The 17,744-nt window shown below is 68.9% G+C and carries 14 protein-coding genes; 4 read left to right on the top strand and 10 right to left on the bottom strand.

Annotation, left to right across the window (positions count from 1 at the left end; translation table 11 throughout):
- Window positions 1-187 precede the first annotated feature (187 nt).
- Both ACFYRX_RS12420 and ACFYRX_RS12415 read right to left on the bottom strand, forming a co-directional pair.
- Window positions 188-2,797, bottom strand: coding sequence for an ABC transporter permease/substrate binding protein (locus ACFYRX_RS12420; RefSeq protein ID WP_389098651.1), 2,610 nt, complete (start codon window positions 2,795-2,797; stop codon window positions 188-190).
- Complete coding sequence (locus ACFYRX_RS12415; protein ID WP_389098649.1) at window positions 2,790-3,839, bottom strand: glycine betaine/L-proline ABC transporter ATP-binding protein; 1,050 nt, start codon at window positions 3,837-3,839, stop codon at window positions 2,790-2,792. Before ACFYRX_RS12415 ends, ACFYRX_RS12420 begins: the two co-directional genes overlap by 8 nt.
- A 195-nt stretch (window positions 3,840-4,034) precedes the next feature.
- On the opposite strand from ACFYRX_RS12415, the gene ACFYRX_RS12410 reads away from it, so the two are divergent.
- The 3 genes from ACFYRX_RS12410 to ACFYRX_RS12400 all read left to right on the top strand — a co-directional run bounded on the left by ACFYRX_RS12410 (window position 4,035) and on the right by ACFYRX_RS12400 (window position 7,799).
- Complete coding sequence (locus ACFYRX_RS12410) at window positions 4,035-4,964, top strand: 5'-3' exonuclease H3TH domain-containing protein (protein WP_389099092.1); 930 nt, start codon at window positions 4,035-4,037, stop codon at window positions 4,962-4,964.
- A 135-nt stretch (window positions 4,965-5,099) separates the two neighbouring features.
- Entirely contained in the window at window positions 5,100-5,945 is an 846-nt protein-coding gene (locus ACFYRX_RS12405) for a siderophore-interacting protein (RefSeq protein ID WP_389098647.1), read from the top strand.
- Between the two features lie 270 nt (window positions 5,946-6,215).
- Window positions 6,216-7,799: an amino acid permease gene (locus tag ACFYRX_RS12400; RefSeq protein ID WP_389098645.1), complete on the top strand. Its 1,584-nt coding sequence runs from the start codon at window positions 6,216-6,218 to the stop codon at window positions 7,797-7,799.
- Window positions 7,800-7,895: 96 nt separating this feature from the next.
- Here the strand turns inward: ACFYRX_RS12400 and ACFYRX_RS12395 are convergent, their stop codons facing one another.
- Window positions 7,896-9,323 carry a cytochrome P450 gene (locus ACFYRX_RS12395; RefSeq protein ID WP_389098643.1) on the bottom strand — a complete coding sequence of 476 codons (1,428 nt, stop codon included), beginning with the start codon at window positions 9,321-9,323 and terminating at the stop codon, window positions 7,896-7,898.
- Window positions 9,316-10,365 (bottom strand): hypothetical protein, encoded by a 1,050-nt coding sequence (locus ACFYRX_RS12390; protein ID WP_389098641.1) that lies wholly within the window; start codon window positions 10,363-10,365, stop codon window positions 9,316-9,318. The genes ACFYRX_RS12395 and ACFYRX_RS12390 overlap by 8 nt, the downstream gene beginning before the upstream one ends.
- 761 nt (window positions 10,366-11,126) lie before the next feature.
- Between ACFYRX_RS12390 and ACFYRX_RS12385 the strand changes: the two genes are divergently transcribed.
- A complete protein-coding gene (locus ACFYRX_RS12385) occupies window positions 11,127-12,068 on the top strand; it encodes an RluA family pseudouridine synthase (RefSeq protein WP_389098639.1) in 942 nt (313 codons plus the stop codon).
- Window positions 12,069-12,086: 18 nt separating this feature from the next.
- Here ACFYRX_RS12385 and ACFYRX_RS12380 read toward each other — a convergent pair whose 3' ends face one another.
- From ACFYRX_RS12380 to ACFYRX_RS12355, 6 genes are all read right to left on the bottom strand, one after another.
- Complete coding sequence (locus tag ACFYRX_RS12380) at window positions 12,087-13,544, bottom strand: cytochrome P450 (RefSeq protein ID WP_389099090.1); 1,458 nt, start codon at window positions 13,542-13,544, stop codon at window positions 12,087-12,089.
- 154 nt (window positions 13,545-13,698) lie between these two features.
- Window positions 13,699-14,319 carry an ATP/GTP-binding protein gene (locus ACFYRX_RS12375; RefSeq protein WP_389098637.1) on the bottom strand — a complete coding sequence of 207 codons (621 nt, stop codon included), beginning with the start codon at window positions 14,317-14,319 and terminating at the stop codon, window positions 13,699-13,701.
- Complete coding sequence (locus ACFYRX_RS12370; RefSeq protein ID WP_389098635.1) at window positions 14,300-14,728, bottom strand: DUF742 domain-containing protein; 429 nt, start codon at window positions 14,726-14,728, stop codon at window positions 14,300-14,302. The genes ACFYRX_RS12375 and ACFYRX_RS12370 overlap by 20 nt, the downstream gene beginning before the upstream one ends.
- Window positions 14,725-15,132 (bottom strand): roadblock/LC7 domain-containing protein, encoded by a 408-nt coding sequence (locus ACFYRX_RS12365; protein ID WP_007380839.1) that lies wholly within the window; start codon window positions 15,130-15,132, stop codon window positions 14,725-14,727. Before ACFYRX_RS12365 ends, ACFYRX_RS12370 begins: the two co-directional genes overlap by 4 nt.
- Window positions 15,129-16,730, bottom strand: coding sequence for a sensor histidine kinase (locus tag ACFYRX_RS12360; RefSeq protein WP_389098633.1), 1,602 nt, complete (start codon window positions 16,728-16,730; stop codon window positions 15,129-15,131). The genes ACFYRX_RS12365 and ACFYRX_RS12360 overlap by 4 nt, the downstream gene beginning before the upstream one ends.
- Before the next feature lie 322 nt (window positions 16,731-17,052).
- Complete coding sequence (locus ACFYRX_RS12355) at window positions 17,053-17,691, bottom strand: TetR/AcrR family transcriptional regulator (RefSeq protein ID WP_389098631.1); 639 nt, start codon at window positions 17,689-17,691, stop codon at window positions 17,053-17,055.
- Window positions 17,692-17,744 lie beyond the last annotated feature (53 nt).

The raw sequence follows: 17,744 nt of genomic DNA, 5'->3' as shown, positions 1-17,744 counted from the left end.
TGTCATACGGCGTGCGACCGTACCTCACACTTCACGCCAGCCGAACGGCCCCCCGCAAACTGCCAGGGGGCCGGGTTTCGGTCACTCCTCCACCGCGGACCGTCCAAGTCCCCTAGTCGGCATCGGAGTTCGGGCGATGGCGTAGCTCTATGTGGTTGGCCGGATCCTTACCGTGGTCCCGGAGCGGTTATGACCCTGTCATCCGCCCGACCATCCCCGGGTGCTCCTTGAGCCAGGCCGCGACCGCCTGCTCCTCGTGCCCCTGTCCGTACTTGTTGATCTCACCCTCCAGAGTGCCGAGCTCGTCCTCACTCATATGGAAGCCCTTGATCCACTTGGTGAGCTGCGGGTACTGCCCGGGGAACTTCTCGTTGGAGATGGTGCGGATCGTGTTGCCCTCGCCGAAGAGCTTCTTGTCGTCCTTCAGCTTGGTGAGGTCGTACTGGCTGTACGCCCAGTGCGGCGACCACAGGACGACCGCGACGGGCTGCTTCCTGGCGTAGGCCCGCTTGAGCTCGGCCAGCATCGCGGGCGTGGAGCCGTCGACGACGTCGTACTCCTTGTCGAGGCCGTAGCCCGGCAGCACCTTGCTCTTGAGGAGGCTCATCTCGCCGGTGCCCGGTTCGATGCCGATGATCTTCCCGTCGAAGAGGGACGCCTTGCCCTTGAGGTCCTCGTAGGACTTCACGCCCTTGACGTACGACGGCACGGCGACCTCGAGGGACGTCGGCTGGTACCAGGTGCCGAGGTCCTTCAGTCTGTCCTTGCTCTTGTCCCAGTAGTTCTTCTGGGCGTACGGCAGCCAGGCGTCGAAGTTGAGGTCCAGGTCGCCGGAGGCGAGGCCGGTGTAGACCGGGCCGACGTCCATCTGCTTGAGGTTCAGCTGGTAGCCGCGGGCCTCCAGGACGTTCTTCCAGAGGTAGGTGACGGCGATGTCCTCGTCCCAGGGGAACCAGGCCACGGCGATCGGGCGCTTCGTCTCCGCCGCCGTCTTCTGGACGGGCGCCAGCTTGTCGACCAGGCCGGGGTGCTGCCCCAGCCAGGTACGGACGGCGTCCTGCTGCCTGCCCTGACCGGCCTTGTTGATCTCGGCCTCCAGGCCGGTGAGCTGCTTCTCGTCCAGTTTGAAGCCCTTCAGCCACTGGGCGACGACCGGGTCGTCGGCAGCGAGCCCCTTGCGGCCGACGGTGTGGATGCCGTCGCCCGAGCCCCAGGCGCCCTCGGGGTCCTTGAGCTTCTTCAGGTCGTAGTCGTTGTACGCCCAGTGCGGCGACCAGAGCGTGACGACGATCGGGTCCTTCTGCGCGTACGCCCGCTTGAGCTCGGCCAGCATCGCCGGCGTGGAGCTGTCGACGACCTTGTACTCCTTGTCGAGGCCGTACGCCTTCAGGACCTTGCTCTTCAGCAGGGCCATCTCACCGGCGCTCGACTCCATGCCGGTGATCTTCCCGCCGAACTCGGAGGCCTTGCCCTTGAGGTCGGCCAGGGTGTTGATGTCCTTCATGTACGACGGGACGCTCAGCTCGAGAGAGGTCTTGTCGTACCAGGCGCCGAGGTCGTCGAGCTTGCTGCCGTACTTCTTCCAGTACTGCTCGTGGGTCGTGGGCAGCCAGGCGCCCGTCATGAAGTCGACGTTGCCGGCGGCGAGGGAGGTGTAGAGCGGGCCCGCGTCGAGCTGCTTGGCGTCCACCTGGTAGCCGCGTTCCTCCAGGATCTCCTTCCAGAGGAAGGTGGAGGCGACACCGTCGTCCCAGGGGACGTAACCGATGCTGATCTTCTTGCCCTGGCCGACGTCCTTGCCTCCCGCGACGGCCGTGGCCTCGCCGGAGGTGCCGCCGAAGATCCCCATGCCGCCCGCGACGAGGGCGAGGACCACGACACCGACGACGGCGATCTGGGGGCGGGGGCGGTAGGACCAGATCTTCAGGCCGCCCTGGGACGCGCGGGCCCTGGTGGCGGCGCGGCGGCCCAGCGGGGAGACCTGGGTGCCGAGCGCGCCGGTCATGCGGTCGAGGTAGATCGCGAGGATCACGATGGCGACACCGGCCTCGGAGCCGAGGCCGACGTTGAGCTGGCCGATGGCCTCGTTGACGTCGCCGCCGAGACCGCCGGTGCCGACCATGCCGGCGATCGCGGCCATGGACAGGCCGAGCATGATGACCTGGTTGACGCCGGCCATCACGGTGGGCAGCGCGAGCGGCAGCTGGACGCGCAGGAGCGTGTCGCGCGGGGTGGTGCCGAACGCCTCGGCCGCCTCGACGAGTTCCTTGTCGACCTGGCGGATGCCGAGCTCGGTCATGCGGACGCCGGGGGCGAGCGCGAAGATCAGGGTGGCGACGATGCCGGCGGAGGCACCGGTGCCGAAGAACAGGATCGCCGGGATGAGGTAGATCATCGCGGGCAGCGTCTGCATGAAGTCCAGGACGGGCCGGACGATCCCGCTGACCCGGTTCGAACGGGCCGCCCAGATGCCCACGGGGACGGCGATCACCAGGGCGATGATCGTGGCGACGAGGACCAGCGAGAGGGTCGTCATCGCGTCCTCCCACAGTTCGAGGGAGTCGATGAAGGCGAATCCCGCGAAGGTGAGGAGACCGGCGAGGGTGCCGCGCAGCCAAAACGCGATCACGGCGAAGATGCCTGCGAGGAGCAGGGGGTGGGGCGCTTGGAGGACGGCGTCGATACCGTCGTAGGTGCCGGTGAAGACGGTCTTGAGGAAGTCGAAGAACCAGGACACGTGGTCCAGCAGCCAGTCGACGGTGTCGTTGACCCAGTCGCCGAGCGGGATCCTAGGCATGGGCCACCTCCGCGTCGCCGATGAAGCCGACCAGGCGCTGCTGCCGGACCACTCCGACGAGCTTTCGTTTCTCGTCGAGGACGGCCACGGGGTGCGTCGACCGGGCGCTCATCGCGCAGAGTTCGGTGAACGGCGTGTCGGGCGTCGCGGTCTCGCAGTCGCCCGCGCAGCCGCAGTCGGCCTCGTCGCCGCGGACGTCCGTGTCCATGACGGCGGACGCGGTCAGGACGCGGGAGCGGTCGACGTCCTTGGTGAAGGAGGCGACGTAGTCGTCGGCGGGCCGCACCAGGATGTCCTCCGCGCTGCCGATCTGAACGATCCGGCCGTCGCGCATGACGGCGATGCGGTCGCCGAGCCGCATGGCCTCGTTCAGGTCGTGGGTGATGAAGACGATGGTCTTCTTCAGGGTCTTCTGGAGCTGGAGCAGCTGGTCCTGCATGTCACGGCGGATCAGCGGGTCGAGCGCGCTGAAGGACTCGTCCATGAGGAGCAGGTCGGCGTCGGTGGCGAGCGCGCGGGCGAGCCCGACGCGCTGCTGCATGCCGCCGGAGAGCTCGTCGGGCCAGGACTTCTCCCAGCCCTTGAGGCCGCACAGCTCGAGGGCCTCCGTGGCCCGCTCGATGCGCTCGGCCTTGGCGACGTCCTGGACTGCGAGGCCGTAGGCGGCGTTCTCCAGGACGCTGCGGTGCGGGAAGAGCGCGAAGTGCTGGAAGACCATGCTGATCTTCCGGGCGCGTACGGCACGCAGTTCGCGGTCGGTGAGCGCGGTGAGGTCCTGGCCGTCGAAGCGGACATGGCCCGCCGTCGGCTCCAGGAGGCCGTTGAGCATGCGCAGCAGCGTGGACTTGCCGGAGCCGGACAGGCCCATGACGACGAAGATCTGCCCCGGGTCCACGGTGAACGAGGCGTCGATCACGGCGGCGGTGGTGCCCTCCGCGCGCAGCCCCTGCCGGTCGGCCCCCTCGCGGAGCCGTTCGACGGCCTCGTGCGGCCGTCTTCCGAAGACCTTGTACAACTGCTCTGCCTCAAGCCGTGACGACACGGGCACCTCTCGTCTCTTGACCACTGGGGGGAGACGAAGGGCCGGAAAACAGTTGAAAGTGCAACCTGCCTCGCTCCGAGGCGGCGCCTGCCCTGATGCCCTTGGGCCAAACACACAGGTGGCCCAGTTCACAGGACGCTCACACCCACCGGACGGGGTAAGCGACGGCGGCCCGTGTCGGTGGCGTACGGCATGATGCGGAGCGTGACCGGACGACTGATGCTTCTCGACACCGCCTCGCTCTACTTCCGTGCCTACTTCGGCGTGCCGGAGTCGGTGAAGGCGCCGGACGGCACGCCGGTGAACGCCGTGCGCGGGCTCCTCGAATTCATCGACCGCCTCGTCAAGGACCACCGTCCGGACCTGCTGGTCGCGTGCATGGACGCCGACTGGCGCCCCCAGTGGCGGGTCGACCTCATCCCCTCCTACAAGGCGCACCGGGTCGCCGAGGAGCGCGAGACCGGCCCGGACGAGGAGGAGGTGCCGGACACGCTCTCGCCGCAGGTGCCGGTCATCGAGGCCGTCCTGGACGCGCTCGGCATCGCGCGCGTGGGCGTGGCCGGATACGAGGCGGACGACGTGATCGGTACGTTCACCGGGCGGGCCGAGGGCCCCGTCGACATCGTCACCGGCGACCGCGACCTGTACCAGCTGGTGGACGACGCGCGCGGAGTGCGGGTGCTGTATCCGCTCAAGGGGGTCGGCACGCTCCAGATGACCGACGAGGCGTGGCTGCGCGAGAAGTATGGCGTCGACGGCCCTGGGTACGCGGATCTGGCGCTGCTGCGCGGCGACCCGAGCGACGGTCTGCCGGGGGTGCCCGGCATCGGCGAGAAGACGGCGGCGAAGCTGCTGGCGGAGTTCGGCGACGTGGCGGGGATCATGGCCGCGGTCGACGACCCGAAGGCGAAGCTCACACCGTCGCAGCGCAGGCGGCTGGACGAGTCGAGGCCGTACGTCGCGGTCGCGCCGAAGGTGGTCAAGGTCGCCGACGACGTCCCGCTGCCGCAGGTGGACACCGCGTTGCCGCGCTCGCCGCGCGACCCCGCGGAACTGGAGAAGTTGGCAGAACGGTGGGGACTGGGTGGTTCGTTGCAGCGGCTGACGGCGACGCTCAGCGTGTAGTCGGAGCGCCGCACGGGGCGGGGCGGGGCAGGGCGGGGCGTAAATATTGCCCTCGCTTTCCACGAGTGGCATGCCGTCGCCAGGGAGGCGGATGCTAACTTAGGTAAGCCTAAGCATTGGGAATGGGAGGCCGCCATGGCAGAAGGACCGGCACGCACGCCGCGGAAACCTCGCTCCGCGCAGGTCGTCCGCACCGAACGCCTCACCCCGCACATGCAGCGCGTGGTGCTCGGCGGCGACGAACTCGCCGACTTCGCGGCGGACACCTGCACCGACCACTACGTCAAGATCCTGTTCCCGCCCGAAGGCGTCACCTACCCCGAACCCTTCGACCTGCAGCGGATCCGCGAGGAACTCCCGCGCGAGCAGTGGCCCGTGACCCGCACGTACACCGTGCGCCACTGGGACCCCGAACACCGCGAGCTGTCCCTGGACTTCGTGATCCACGGCGACGAGGGCCTCGCCGGCCCCTGGGCGATGCGCGTCCAGCCCGGCGAGACCGTGCGCTTCATGGGCCCGGGCGGGGCCTACGCCCCAGACCTGGACGCCGACTGGCATCTGCTCGTCGGCGACGAGAGCGCGCTGCCGGCGATCGCGCGTTCCCTGGAGTCACTGCCCGCCGGCGCCCGGGCGCACGCCTTCATCGAGGTCTCCGGGCCCGAGGAGGAGCAGAAGATCGACTCCGACGTGGACGTCGTCTGGCTGCACCGTGGCTCCCGGCCCGTGGGCGAGGCCCTGGTGGAAGCGGTCCGCGCACTGGAGTTCCCGGCGGGCCGGCCGCACGCGTTCGTCCACGGCGAGGCGCACTTCGTGAAGCAACTGCGCCATCTGCTGCGGGTCGAGCGTGCGATCCCGCGCGAGGACCTGTCGATCTCCGGTTACTGGCGCCTGGGCCACAACGAGGACGGCTGGCAGGAATCCAAGCGGGAGTGGAACGCGCGCATCGAGGCGGAGCAGGAGGGGGCGGCACCGGCCGCTTAGACACGACGACTGCTTGGGCATGTCGGTCGCTCGGGCATTACGCCACCGCTTGGGCATACGACCGCGAGAGGGGCGGCACCTTCGAAGGTGCCGCCCCTCAGGCGTGTCCGGGACACCGACGACAGACCCACGCCGTATCGCGTCGAAGGGGTCCACGCGCGGACGTGAGGACTTGGGCGCTGCTTGGACATGGCCGTGTCACGCACCTGAAACAGCCTCTCCCTAATTTCTGTCACCCGACAGAATTTCGCGCCCAAGGCAGGTGCCGCCGTGACGACGACCACCCCCTCCGACGTCCGCCCCGATCCCCCGCACTCCTCCTCCCCCTCCTCCGACGACCGTTCCCTCGCCGAGTTCGGCTACCACCAGGAGCTGCACCGCAGCCTGGGCCGGTACGCGTCCTTCGCGGCGGGGTTCTCCTTCATCTCGGTCCTGACGACCGTCTTCCAGTTCTTCGCCTTCGGTTACGCGTTCGGCGGCCCCGTCTTCTTCTGGGCCTGGCCGATCGTGCTGGTCGGGCAGCTGCTGGTGGCGGCGTGCTTCGCGGAACTGGCGGCGCGCTATCCCATCTCCGGCGCGATCTACCAGTGGTCGTCCCGGCTCTCCAACGCCACCTTCGGCTGGTTCGCCGGCTGGATCATGGTGATCGGGCAGATCGTGGTCGTCGGAGCGGCGGCGCTCGCCCTGCAGATGGTGCTGCCGGCGATCTGGCCGGGCTTCCAGCTGATCGGCACCGACCCGGCGCCGACCTCGGCGGACGGCGCGGCGAACGCGGCGGTCCTCGGCGTGATCCTGCTGGTCCTCACGACCCTCGTGAACGTCGTCGACAACCGCGTGATGTCCCTCATCAACCGGGTCGGCGTCACCGCCGAGATCATCGGCGCGGTCCTCATCATCGTGCTGCTGCTCACCCACTCCGAGCGGACGCCCACGATCACCTTCCACACCGAGGGCGCGGCCCAGTCCGGCCTGCTCGGCGCCCTGCTCGTCGGCTCCTTCACAGCGGCGTACGTGATGATCGGCTTCGACAGCGCCGGCGAGATGAGCGAGGAAACCCGCGACCCGCGCCGCACCGCGCCCCGCACGATCCTCACGGCACTCGGCGCGGCCGGCCTCCTCGGCGGCCTGATCGTCCTGGCCGGCCTGCTGGCGGCCCCCAGCCTCACCGACGGCCACCTGGGGGTCGACGGCCTCAGCTACGTCCTCACCAGCAGCCTCGGCGACGGGGTCGGCAAGGTCCTGCTGGCCGACGTGGTGGTGGCGATCGCGGTGGCCACCCTGGCCATCCAGACGGCGGCCTGCCGCATGCTCTTCTCCATGGCCCGCGACGGCCGGCTCCCGTTCGCCGCCCGCCTCGCGCGCGTGAACCCCCGCACCGGCATGCCCACCGCGCCCGCACTCGCCGTCGGCGTCCTCGCCGCCGCCCTGCTCCTGCTCAACTTCGCCTCCCCCGAGGCGTTCCTGGCCATCGGCACGACATGCATCGTGATGCTGTACCTGGCGTACGCGATGGTCACCGGGCCGCTGCTGATCCGGCGCATACGAGGCGAGTTCACCTCGGAGGGCACCGACGAGACAGGCGCCCGCCTCTTCTCCCTGGGCCGCTGGGGCATCCCGGTCAACGCCCTGGCCCTCCTCTACGGCCTCCTCATGACCGTCAACCTGGCCTGGCCCCGAGCCGAGGTGTACGACCCGGCGGGCGGGCACTGGTACTTCCAGTGGTTCACGGTGTTGTTCCTGGTGGTCACGGTGGGGCTCGGAGCCCTGTACCGCCTCTGGGGCGCGCGACGAGGGCCCTCCGCTCCCGAGGGGGCACTGCCAGTGCCCCCTCCGGCGTCGGTTCCCCAGCCGTAGCAGCGGCAGGATCCGCCTTCCGCCCGGACCGAGGCAGAAGGCCGGTGTCCGGACGGGCCGGCGACGACGGTCCGCCCGCACCACCGGGTCGGTGGCCTACTGGCGGACGCTCTCAGCCACGCGGTCGCTCTTCAGGCCCTCCACTCGGACCTGGACCCTGTGAGGTGTCAGGGTCATACGGGGTTCGATGGTCGGCGCCTGAAGGTCACCGCGCGAGAGTCGCCAGTGGGTGACGATCGTGGCCAGGGCCAGTGTCGCCAGGGTCATCGCGTAGTTGTCGCCGAGGCACTTGCGGGCGCCTCCCCCGAACGGGATGAGTGTGCCGCGCTCGTGTTCCTGCTCCGGAAGCCATCGGTCGGGATCGAAACTGTCGGGCCGCGGATTGAATCGTGCGTCGTGGTGGATGAGATACGGGCTGTAGACGAGCGTGGTCCCGGGCGGGATCACGGCGTCGGCAAGTCGGGCTTCGGTACTGGTCGTCCGAGTGAAGATCCACCCGGGAGGATAGAGGCGCAGGGTCTCGGTGATGACCCTGCGCGCCAGGTCCAGCCGCGGGAGATCATCCCAGGTGGCGGTTCGGGCGCCGAGGACCTCGGTCGTCTCGGCGCGCAATCGCTCCTGGATTTCGGGGTGTTGGCACAGGAGATGGACGGCCCAGGTGAGGGCCACTGCGGTGGTGTCGATGCCGGCGACGAGCAGCGTCATGATCTGAGCGTGGATCTCTGCGTCGCCGAGGCCGTCTCCCGCGTCGTCACGCGTCGCGAGGAGCATCGACAGGACATCACCGCGCGCCTCACCGTCCTGTCGGTACAGGCTGATGGTCTTGCTGACCGCGGCCCACGCCCGGTTGCGGGCCCGTTCGTAGCGCTTGTTCGACGGGAGCGGCAGACGGCGCAGCACAGGCGGAAGGACAGCCTGTTGATAGATGCCTCGGAAGATGTCCGGAAGGCAGGCACTCACGGTGTCCACAGCGGGTGCCGCCGCTTCAGCCGTGAACAACGTGCGAGCAATGGTGTCACTCGCGAGGGCGTACATCTGTTCGCCCACTTCGATGGTCTGCCCGTCGCTCCAGCCGGTGGCGAGCGTATCGATCCGGTCGGTCATGATGGCGGCGTACTCACGCAGGCATGTGCGCGAGAAAGCCGGCTGCAAGCTGCGTCGTTGCCGCCTATGCGCACTGTGCGGACAGGAGGCGATGCCGTCCCCGAGCGCGTTTCCGACCCGCTCTATGATCGGCCCGCCCTTGTCGTATATTCGGTCGTTCAGTAGGACCTGCTGAACGAGTTCTGGCCGGCAGACCACGACGGCCGTTTGCGGCCCGAGCCGTATCTGCACCAGATCCCCATGGGCGGGAAGGGTGTTCAGGAAACGCAGCGGGTCGCGCAGCAGTGGGAGGAGATGTCCGACGACCGGCAGTGCCCCGGGAGCGCGGGTGATGCCTCCATGGTTCTTGGCCATAGCGCGTTGTTCCCCTTCTCGTCGATCGAGGATGGTGTCGGGCTCGTGGACCGGCCGGTCAACCACAACTCTGGCGGGGCACGTCGTCCAGGCTCGGGAGCAGCACCTGCAGGTGGTCGTGCTGCTGATCCAGCTCGCCCGGCGTGGTGGGAATCGCATAGCGGGTGGTGTTCCGGTACCAGTGCAGGCATCCGTTGGTCCACTGCCGCATTCCGGCAGTGACCCTCAGAATGTCCTCACAGGCGCCGCGCGGTACGCCACGGCCCGTCAGGAAGGGCACCAACCGCTCTTCGGCCGCCAGAAAGTCGGCCACTCGCTCCTGCACCTTGGCGACGGTCACGTCGACGGCTTCCTGGAAGGACATTCCGTCGGCGTGCTGCATGACGATGACAACGTTGTGGAAGTCACCGCGCTGCTTGTCCAGGTGAAGAGAATGCAAGTCGTTCTGCCAAGCGACCACATCGCTCGCCGCTTCGACGATCTCCCTGAACAGGCTTGTCTCGTATATGTCTTGAGGCACCTCCACCCGCTGACTGAGTTCGACGAGATCGAAGCCGAACTCCATACCCACGGAGAGGCGCCTGGTATGCGTGAAACTGTCGATCCCGGGGGGAGTGCCACGGAACCGGTTCTCGGACTCCTCGGCGAATCCCTGGAAGAACAGGTCCAGGTGCCGGTTCAGCCGCCCGCGCAGCCCTGGCGAAAGCCTTTCGCGGGTGCGAATGGACAGATTCGTGAGCGCCTTGGTGAAGGGAGTTCGTTCCCGTGGAGGGGCGGGGTCCTTTCCGTTGGTGATGATGTCCATCAGGCGGCGGTGGACCGGCACCCAGGCTTCCGGAGCGTCATAGACCTTCAACGTGTGCAGGTCGTCCAGGATGAAGGTGAAGAAGAGCCATTCCGCGCAGAGACAGAGATCGCGGAACGAGGCTTCCGGATAGGTCCAGGCAACAAAGTTCCCGTAGCCTGCCTCCAGCCGCTCCCGGCCGCCCTCTGTCTCTGTCAGCCCGAGGCTCCACCCGAGTGAGTGGACGTACTCCTCGATCCTCCGGGCGTACGGGCTTACGGCCGGCGGGGTGGGCTCCGCATACGTCGGGATCGTGGCGAGCACTGGGTCCTCCATGTCTGTCGCGCCGGAACTGACTGACGCGGGCCGGTGGTGGGGAGGTTGTCGGTTCTCGCGGGGAGAAACCGGGGAGCTGCTGGGCGAGCGGTGCCTCACAGGGCCGCGCGGGGAGATCTCCGTCTGCACAGTGGGCGAAACCGCTCACAGCCGGGCCCCGAGCGGGCGCATACGGCGGTGACCGCAGTGGGCGACGGCACGGGCTCCCCCTTCCGTGACGGCGCGAGCAGAACGCGCCGGCTCCAGTCGTACGCCCTTTAATCACATCGCAGTTCGGTCCCCACCGGAAGTGGGCGCCATCGATCCGGTCGCGAAGGTGTCGGTGCCCAACTGGAGGCCGGATCATCGGAGGGAAATGGCTGTGCCGAGTCACCGTGGCCATCGACCGTGTGCCCGCACAGAACACACGACGTCGGGTGAATCCGGTGGAGGCCAAGAAGGGAGGCTGACAGCTGAGCGGCGACCATGGCGACTCCTGCAGGACAAGACCATGGAGTGGCGGGGACGACTCCCAGTAGACGCAAGGCCCTCACGCAGGTACAAGTGATCGAGTGGGGGCGCACGGGAGCGCAAAGGTGATCACGCAATCGCATCGAGGGGCCGGCCGACCTCGTACACCACTGACCGCGCCGTTGCGCCGGAGCCTGTGGCGCTGAGCCGGAGCACAGGGGCGCTGAACGGTGTGGGACGCCCCGCCGCACACAGCGCTCCTCCCCCGCTGCCGGTTCCTCCTCTTACCCTTGATCGTGATGAGACGCCGGACACCGCCCCCGCCCTCTCCCCTGCCGCAGCGCGACGGGGTGGATCCGGTGCGCTTGAGACTGCCTTTCGGGGAAGCCTGGACGACCGTACGTGATCATCTCGTGGCACGGCTGGCGGCCGGAGCCGGAGTGATCGACGACATGCTCGACGCGGGGCGCATCGTGGACAGCGGAGGGCGTCCGGTGCCGCGGGACAGCGCGTATGTCCCGGGGATGTTCGTGTGGTTCCACCGGGACCTTCCCGACGAGGAGCAGGTCCCCTTCCCCGTCGAGGTCGTGTACCGGGACGAGCACGTGGTAGTGGCCGACAAGCCGCATTTCCTGGCCACCACCCCGCGCGGCAGCCATGTCGCCGAGACCGCCCTGGCGCGGCTGCGGCGGGAGCTGGATGTCCCGACCCTCGGTGCGGCGCACCGGCTGGACCGGCTGACGGCGGGGCTCGTGCTGTTCGTCGTACGCCCCGAGGAGCGCGGCGCGTACCAGTCGCTGTTCCGCGACAAGCAGGTCATGAAGGTGTACGAGGCCGTCGCCGGGTACGACCCCGCACTGGAGCTGCCGCGGACCGTGTGCAGCCGCATCCTCAAGGAACGCGGGGTACTGGCGGCCCGCGAGGTCGCGGGCGAGCCCAACGCCGTAAGCCTGGTCGAGTTGCTGGAGCACCGAAGCGGACGCGCCCGGTACCGGTTGACACCGCGTACCGGGCAGACGCATCAGCTGAGGGTGCACATGAGCGCTCTGGGGGTGCCGATCCTCGGTGATCCGTTGTATCCGGTGGTGGCCGACCCCGTGCCGGCCGGCGACTTCCGGCGCCCGCTCCAACTCCTCGCGCGAACACTGGAGTTCACCGATCCGGTCACAGGGCGCGAGCACCGGTTCGCGAGCCCGCGCGTCCTGCCCGCCTGGTCGTCGTACGACGAGTGGGCCCGATAGCCCGACGGCCCGGTCGGCTCACTCCCCGCGCCACCAGCGCAGGAGGCGCCGGAACACGTTCGGCCGACCGGCCGGTTCGGGCACCACCGTCGGCGACTCGGTGGCCGGCTCCGGCTCCGGCGCCGTGGGCTGTGGAGCGGGAGACTCCGTCCGTACCATGCCGACCTGCCAGTTGTCCGCGCGCTGCAGCGGCACCGGGTTGATCGAGGGCAGCAGCGTGACGTCCTGCTGCGGCTTCGGCTCGAACTTCACCGGCAGTTCCACGAGATGCCGGTTCAGAATGAACGACCGCCAGCTCAGTTCGTCTTCGTAACCGGCGAGTTCGACGTCCGGGAGCCGGGTCAGCAGTGCGTCGACGCCGACATCGGCGATGGCACGGCCGATGTCCTGGCCCGGGCACTCATGGGGGCCGCCGCCGAAGGCGAGGTGGGAGCGGTTGCCCTGCATGTGGGCCTTGGGGTCGGGGCGGACACGTGGGTCGACGTTGCCCGGCGCGATTCCGAAGAGGAGGGCGTCACCCGTGCGGATGCGCTGGCCGCCCAACTCCGTGTCCTGCTTGGCGATGTAGGGCAGGATCGTGCTGAACGGCGGCTCGTCCCAAAGGGACTGCTCCACGGCCTCGGGCACGGTCATCTGGCCGCCGTTGAGCTGGGCACGGAACCGCGGGTCGGTGAGCACCACCCGCAGCACGTTGGCCAGGAGGTTGGCGGTGGTCTCGTACGCGGCGATCAGGACTACGCGTAGATGCTGGCTGATCTCCTCGTCGTTGAGCCGCGCCGGATGGTTGATCAGGTGGCTGGTGAAGTCTTCCTTGGGTTCGGCCCGACGGCGGACGGTGAGCCGCGTCAGGGCGTCCATGATGTACGCGTTGCTGGCGATGGCGGTTTCGGTGCCCTTGAGCATGTCGCGGGCGGCCTGCACGATCCGTTCGCTGTACTCCTCGGGCATGCCCAGGATCTCGCACATCACCGCCATCGGCAGGTGCTCGGCGAACTGGCTGACCAGGTCTGCCCTGCCGTCCTTGCAGAACTTGTTGACGAGATGCTGGGTCGCGCGGTTGGCGTAGCGGCGGATACCCCGGTGGTCGATCGTCGACATGGCGCCGGTGACCGCGCCGCGCAGTCGCAGATGCTCGTTGCCCTCGGCGTGGCAGCAGATGGGTTGCCACGCGATGTGCGGCATGAGCGGATGATCGGGCTTGACGGTGCCGTCCTGCAGCGCGCTCCACTGACGGGTGTCACGGCAGAACTGCGAGGGAGAGCGCACCATGTGCATGTTCTCGCTGTGGCCGAGCACCACCCAGATCGGCACGTCGTCATGAAGCAGCGCGGGAGCCACGGATCCGTGCTCGGCGCGGAGCTTCTCGTACACGGCCCCGAGGTCCTCGGCCTCGGGGCCGTACAGTCGGCGCACTCCGCCGGTCCCGACGGCATGCGCGGGGCAGCCCGGGGGCGGTACGGCCGTGGGGTCGCCCATGCCGGCCGGATACAGGGATTCAGACGTCACGATGATCGCTCCGGAACTGAAGTGGATCTGCTGTACAGGAAATGAGGTCGTGCGGGGGACGCCGGGGCGCGCCGTGTCCCGAGGAGGAACCCGAGCGGCTGCACGGCTCCGCCGACACGCGGATTCACGCCGGAGCCTTCTCCGCCGTCAGTGAATGGAGGAACCGCAGCAGCGTCATCAGCACGTCCCGGCTGGAGGCGCGGCGGCGCGCGTCGCACTCGACGATGGGGATGTCCGGGCTCAGGTCGAGCGCGGTGCGCAGCTCCTCGATGTCGTAACGCGGGCCGTCCGGGAAGGAGTTGACGGCGACGACGAACGGCACCCCGCGCTCCTCCAGGCGCCCCATGACGTCGAAGCTGACCTCGAGGCGACGGGTGTCGACCAGCACGACCGCGCCGAGCGCGCCCTCGAACAGGCCGTTCCACAGGAACCAGAAGCGTTCCTGGCCCGGGGTGCCGAAGAGGTAGAGCACCAGCTGTTCGGTGATGCTGATGCGGCCGAAGTCCATCGCCACGGTGGTGGCCGTCTTGGTCTCGGAGCCGTAGTTGTCGTCGACCCCGACGCCGGCCTGTGTCATGGTCTCCTCGGTGGTCAGCGGTTTGATCTCGCTGACCGACCCGACCATGGTCGTCTTGCCGACGCCGAAGCCGCCCACGATGACGATTTTCACCGCAGCCTGCGCGGTCTGCGGGAGGTGGTCCTCGGTTCGCGGACCGGGAATCGTGTCAGAGCCTTTGAAGTCCATGCATCACCGCTTCGAGGAGGGAACGGTCGGCCAGCGCCTGGCGGATGACCGGGGCGCGCGCCGTCACCAGTTCGGCCGTCAGCAGCTCGGTGAGCAGGACGGTCACCACGCTGAACGGCAGGCTGAGATAGGCGGACAGTTCGGCCACGGACAGGGGTGCCGTGCAGAGCCTGAGCAGCGCCGCCTGCTCAGGCGTGGCGGAGGGCGGCGGATCGGCGTGCGCCACGATTAACGTGACCAGGTCGAGCTCCGAGCGCTCGGCCCCGTCGGGGCAGGTGATGACGTACAGGCGCTCGGGGTTCTTCTTCGGGCCCTCGGGAGGATCCTGGCTCTCCTGTGGGGGTGCAGGTGCCGGTGCCTGTTCGGGACTGGCCTTGGGGTGCCGCCGTCGGCGTTGTGGAGGAGTCATACGGTCTGCCCGTTGCGCCGGGGCGGGCTGGTGAGGTGCGCGCCGATGCGGACGACCAGATCGCTCATGCGGGCGCTCATGTGGCCGGGTTCGGTGATGATGTCGGAGAGCACCGCGAGATAGGCGTTGGGGCCGGCGGCCATCAGGTAGAAGTAGCCCCCGTGGATCTCGATGAGGACCATCTTCATCTTGCCGTCGCTGCCCGGGATCTCCCCGGCGACGGCGCCCGCCAGGCTCTGCAGGCCCGCGCAGGCCGCGGCGACGCGGTCCGCGGTGTCCGGGTCGCCGCCGTGGCGGGCGATGCGCAGGCCGTCGGCGGAGAGCACCACGATCATCTGGATGCCCGGTACGCCTTTGGCGAGGTCCTGGAGCATCCAGTCGAAGTTGCCTCGCTGCTGGATCACTTGAGGTTCCCCTCGTCTTCGGCCTCGATATGGGCCGGTTCGTCGGTCGGCTGACTGGCTGTGGAAGCGGTGGGGCGCTTGAGGCCGTCCATGAAGGCCTGGACCCACAGGCCCGGCGGGGTGTCGTCCGGCTTCTTCCCGGGCTCGGGCTCGGGCTCGGGCTCACGGCGGGCCGTCGACCACACGGTCGGGCGGCCTTCCCGCTCGGCCTGTTCCATCTCGGCCCGCTCGGCGAAGCGCTGGGAGAGCGGGGTCTTGACCCGGCTGCGGCGCTGCGGCAGCCCGTTCGCGGTCCACTCGGTGACCTCGGGGACCTCGTCCTCCATGGAGACCGGCGTCGTGAACTTGGGGCTGGTGGGACGCCGCTTCTTGATGGTGCGCTTGGGTCCGGGCAGAGCGCCGAGTTCGGCCTTGGGCACGGCGGTGGCGCCGATGCCGTGGGCGAGTCCGACGCCGGGCTCGTCGGTGAGCATGTCACTGGGTACGACGAGGATGGCGCGAACTCCGCCGTACGCGGAGGCACGCAGGGAGACCTGCATGTCGTAGGCCTGGCAGAGACGGCCCACGACGGCGAGCCCGAGGCGCGGCGACTCTCCGAGGTCCTGGAGGTCCACACCGGCCCTGGCGCGCTCCAGCATGCCCTCGGCCCGCAGCCGGGCCTCTTCACTGAGGCTTACGCCCGCGTCCTCGATCTCGATGCAGACGCCGGTCTGCACCTCGGTGGCGGTGACGTGCACCTTGCTCTGCGGCGGGGAGTAGCGGGTGGCGTTGTCGAGGAGCTCGGCCGCGGCGTGGATGACGGGCTCGACCGCGGTGCCCTTGACGTTGACCTTGGCGATCGAGGACAGATCGATGCGCCGGTACTCGAGGATCCGGGACATGGCGCCGCGCAGCACGCTGTACAGCGCGACGGGCTCGGGCCACTGCCGGCCGGGGCGCCCGCCGCCGAGGACGGAGATGGAGTCGGCGAGGCGGCCGATCAGCGCGGTGCCGTGGTCGATCCGCAGGAGGTCGTCGAAGACCTCGGGGTTGCGGCCGTGGTCCTCCTCCATCTCCCGCAGTTCGTTGGCCTGTTGGTGGACGATGGCCTGGACGCGGCGGGCGATGTTCACGAAGGAGCGCTGCGCGGCGTCGCGCATGACCTCCTCGGTGTCGACGATGTCGAGCACCGTCTTCAGCAACCGCTGCTGCGCGTCGGGCAGATCGCTCCACGCCGGGTCGATGTCACCGAGTCGGCGAATCACCTCTCCGGGGGAATTTCCGCGGCGCATCCAGTGCAGTGCCGCGGGCGCGATCTCCTTGGCGAGGCGGGTCATGTCCTGGTCCTGATGCGCGATCCGCTGTTCCAGATACGCAGTGTGACGGGCCTGCTCGCCCCGGGCGTCCCGCAGGGCGCGACCGCGCCGCACCGCCTCGGCGCCCACCGCGATCACCAGCAGCGTGGCGACGGCACCGCACCAGCCGACGGCCGCCCTTGCCGGATCCGTCACCGCGGCGACGGCGGCCCCGGTCGCCGCGGCCATGACTATGGCGGGCAGCAACAGTACGCGCGCGTAGGGAAGTTCACGGCGTCCTGGGGGGGATTGAACACTCACCATGTGGGCCCTCTGAGACGTATCGACGGGGAGTCGCACATATAGGGAACAAGCGCACGAATACACATCAACTCGGTGCGCTGCGGGCGAGCTTAGTCCGACCGGATCAACGCCGTGTCATATTCGGCAAGCGCCTGAAACGGGCATTGCGACTGGAGTACCCTCAGTCCATTTGTACGCTGAGCCATCGCTCGCACACGATGAGTTACGGCGAACGCGCACACGAAACTCACTCACCGTGACGGGTGAAGGTCACCGCCCGACGCGGCCCACGGCTCAGTCGGAGACCCGGTGCCGAGCCAAGTCGACCCGACCCGCCCGCGACTCAGGCTCCGGCGATACGGAGTGCGGCGTCCGCGGTGGCCTCCGCGAACACGGAGACAGGGCGGTCGGGGTCGGAGCGGTGGACGAGGATGACGCTCTCGATCAGACCGAAGAGCAGGTCCGTGCGGAGATCAAGCTCGCCTTTCGCGAGTGCGCCGCCCGCGGATGTCGCGGCGAGCAACTGCCGGTAGGCATCCTTGAGTTCGGCACGCACGGCGTGAAAGCCCGCGAAGCGCTCCGCACGCACTTCGGGCAGCAGATAGAGACCGCCGAGGTTGTACGGCCCCTCGCACAGCACCTCGACGTCCGCACGGCACAGCTCCCACAGCCGGTTCTCCGGCGGGACCGTGTCGTCGGCGAGCAGCTCACGGGCGTACACGAGCGAGGGCGTGACGGTGGACTCCAGGAGCTCGGCGAGGAGTTCCTCCTTGCCGGAGACGTAGTGGTACATGGAGGCCTGCCGCATACCGGCACGCTCGGCGACGGCCCGGGTGCTGGTGGCGGCGTATCCGAGGGTCGTGAACAACTCGGCCGCGGCGACCAGCAGTTCCTCACGCGGCGCCAGTCCACTGTCCGGCCGCCGGGCAGCCCGGGGCCGACCGACCCTCCGACCGGACTCCGCACCACGTGTCGTACCCATGCGTTCGATCCTCGCACACGGGGGCCCACGGCGAGCGCCGGACGATCTTCACG

Origin of the sequence: Streptomyces sp. NPDC005374 (assembly GCF_042872225.1) — a bacterium.
GTDB lineage: Bacteria > Actinomycetota > Actinomycetes > Streptomycetales > Streptomycetaceae > Streptomyces.
Note: the sequence above shows the minus strand (reverse complement) of the source record. Positions and strands in the feature narration are given on the sequence as shown.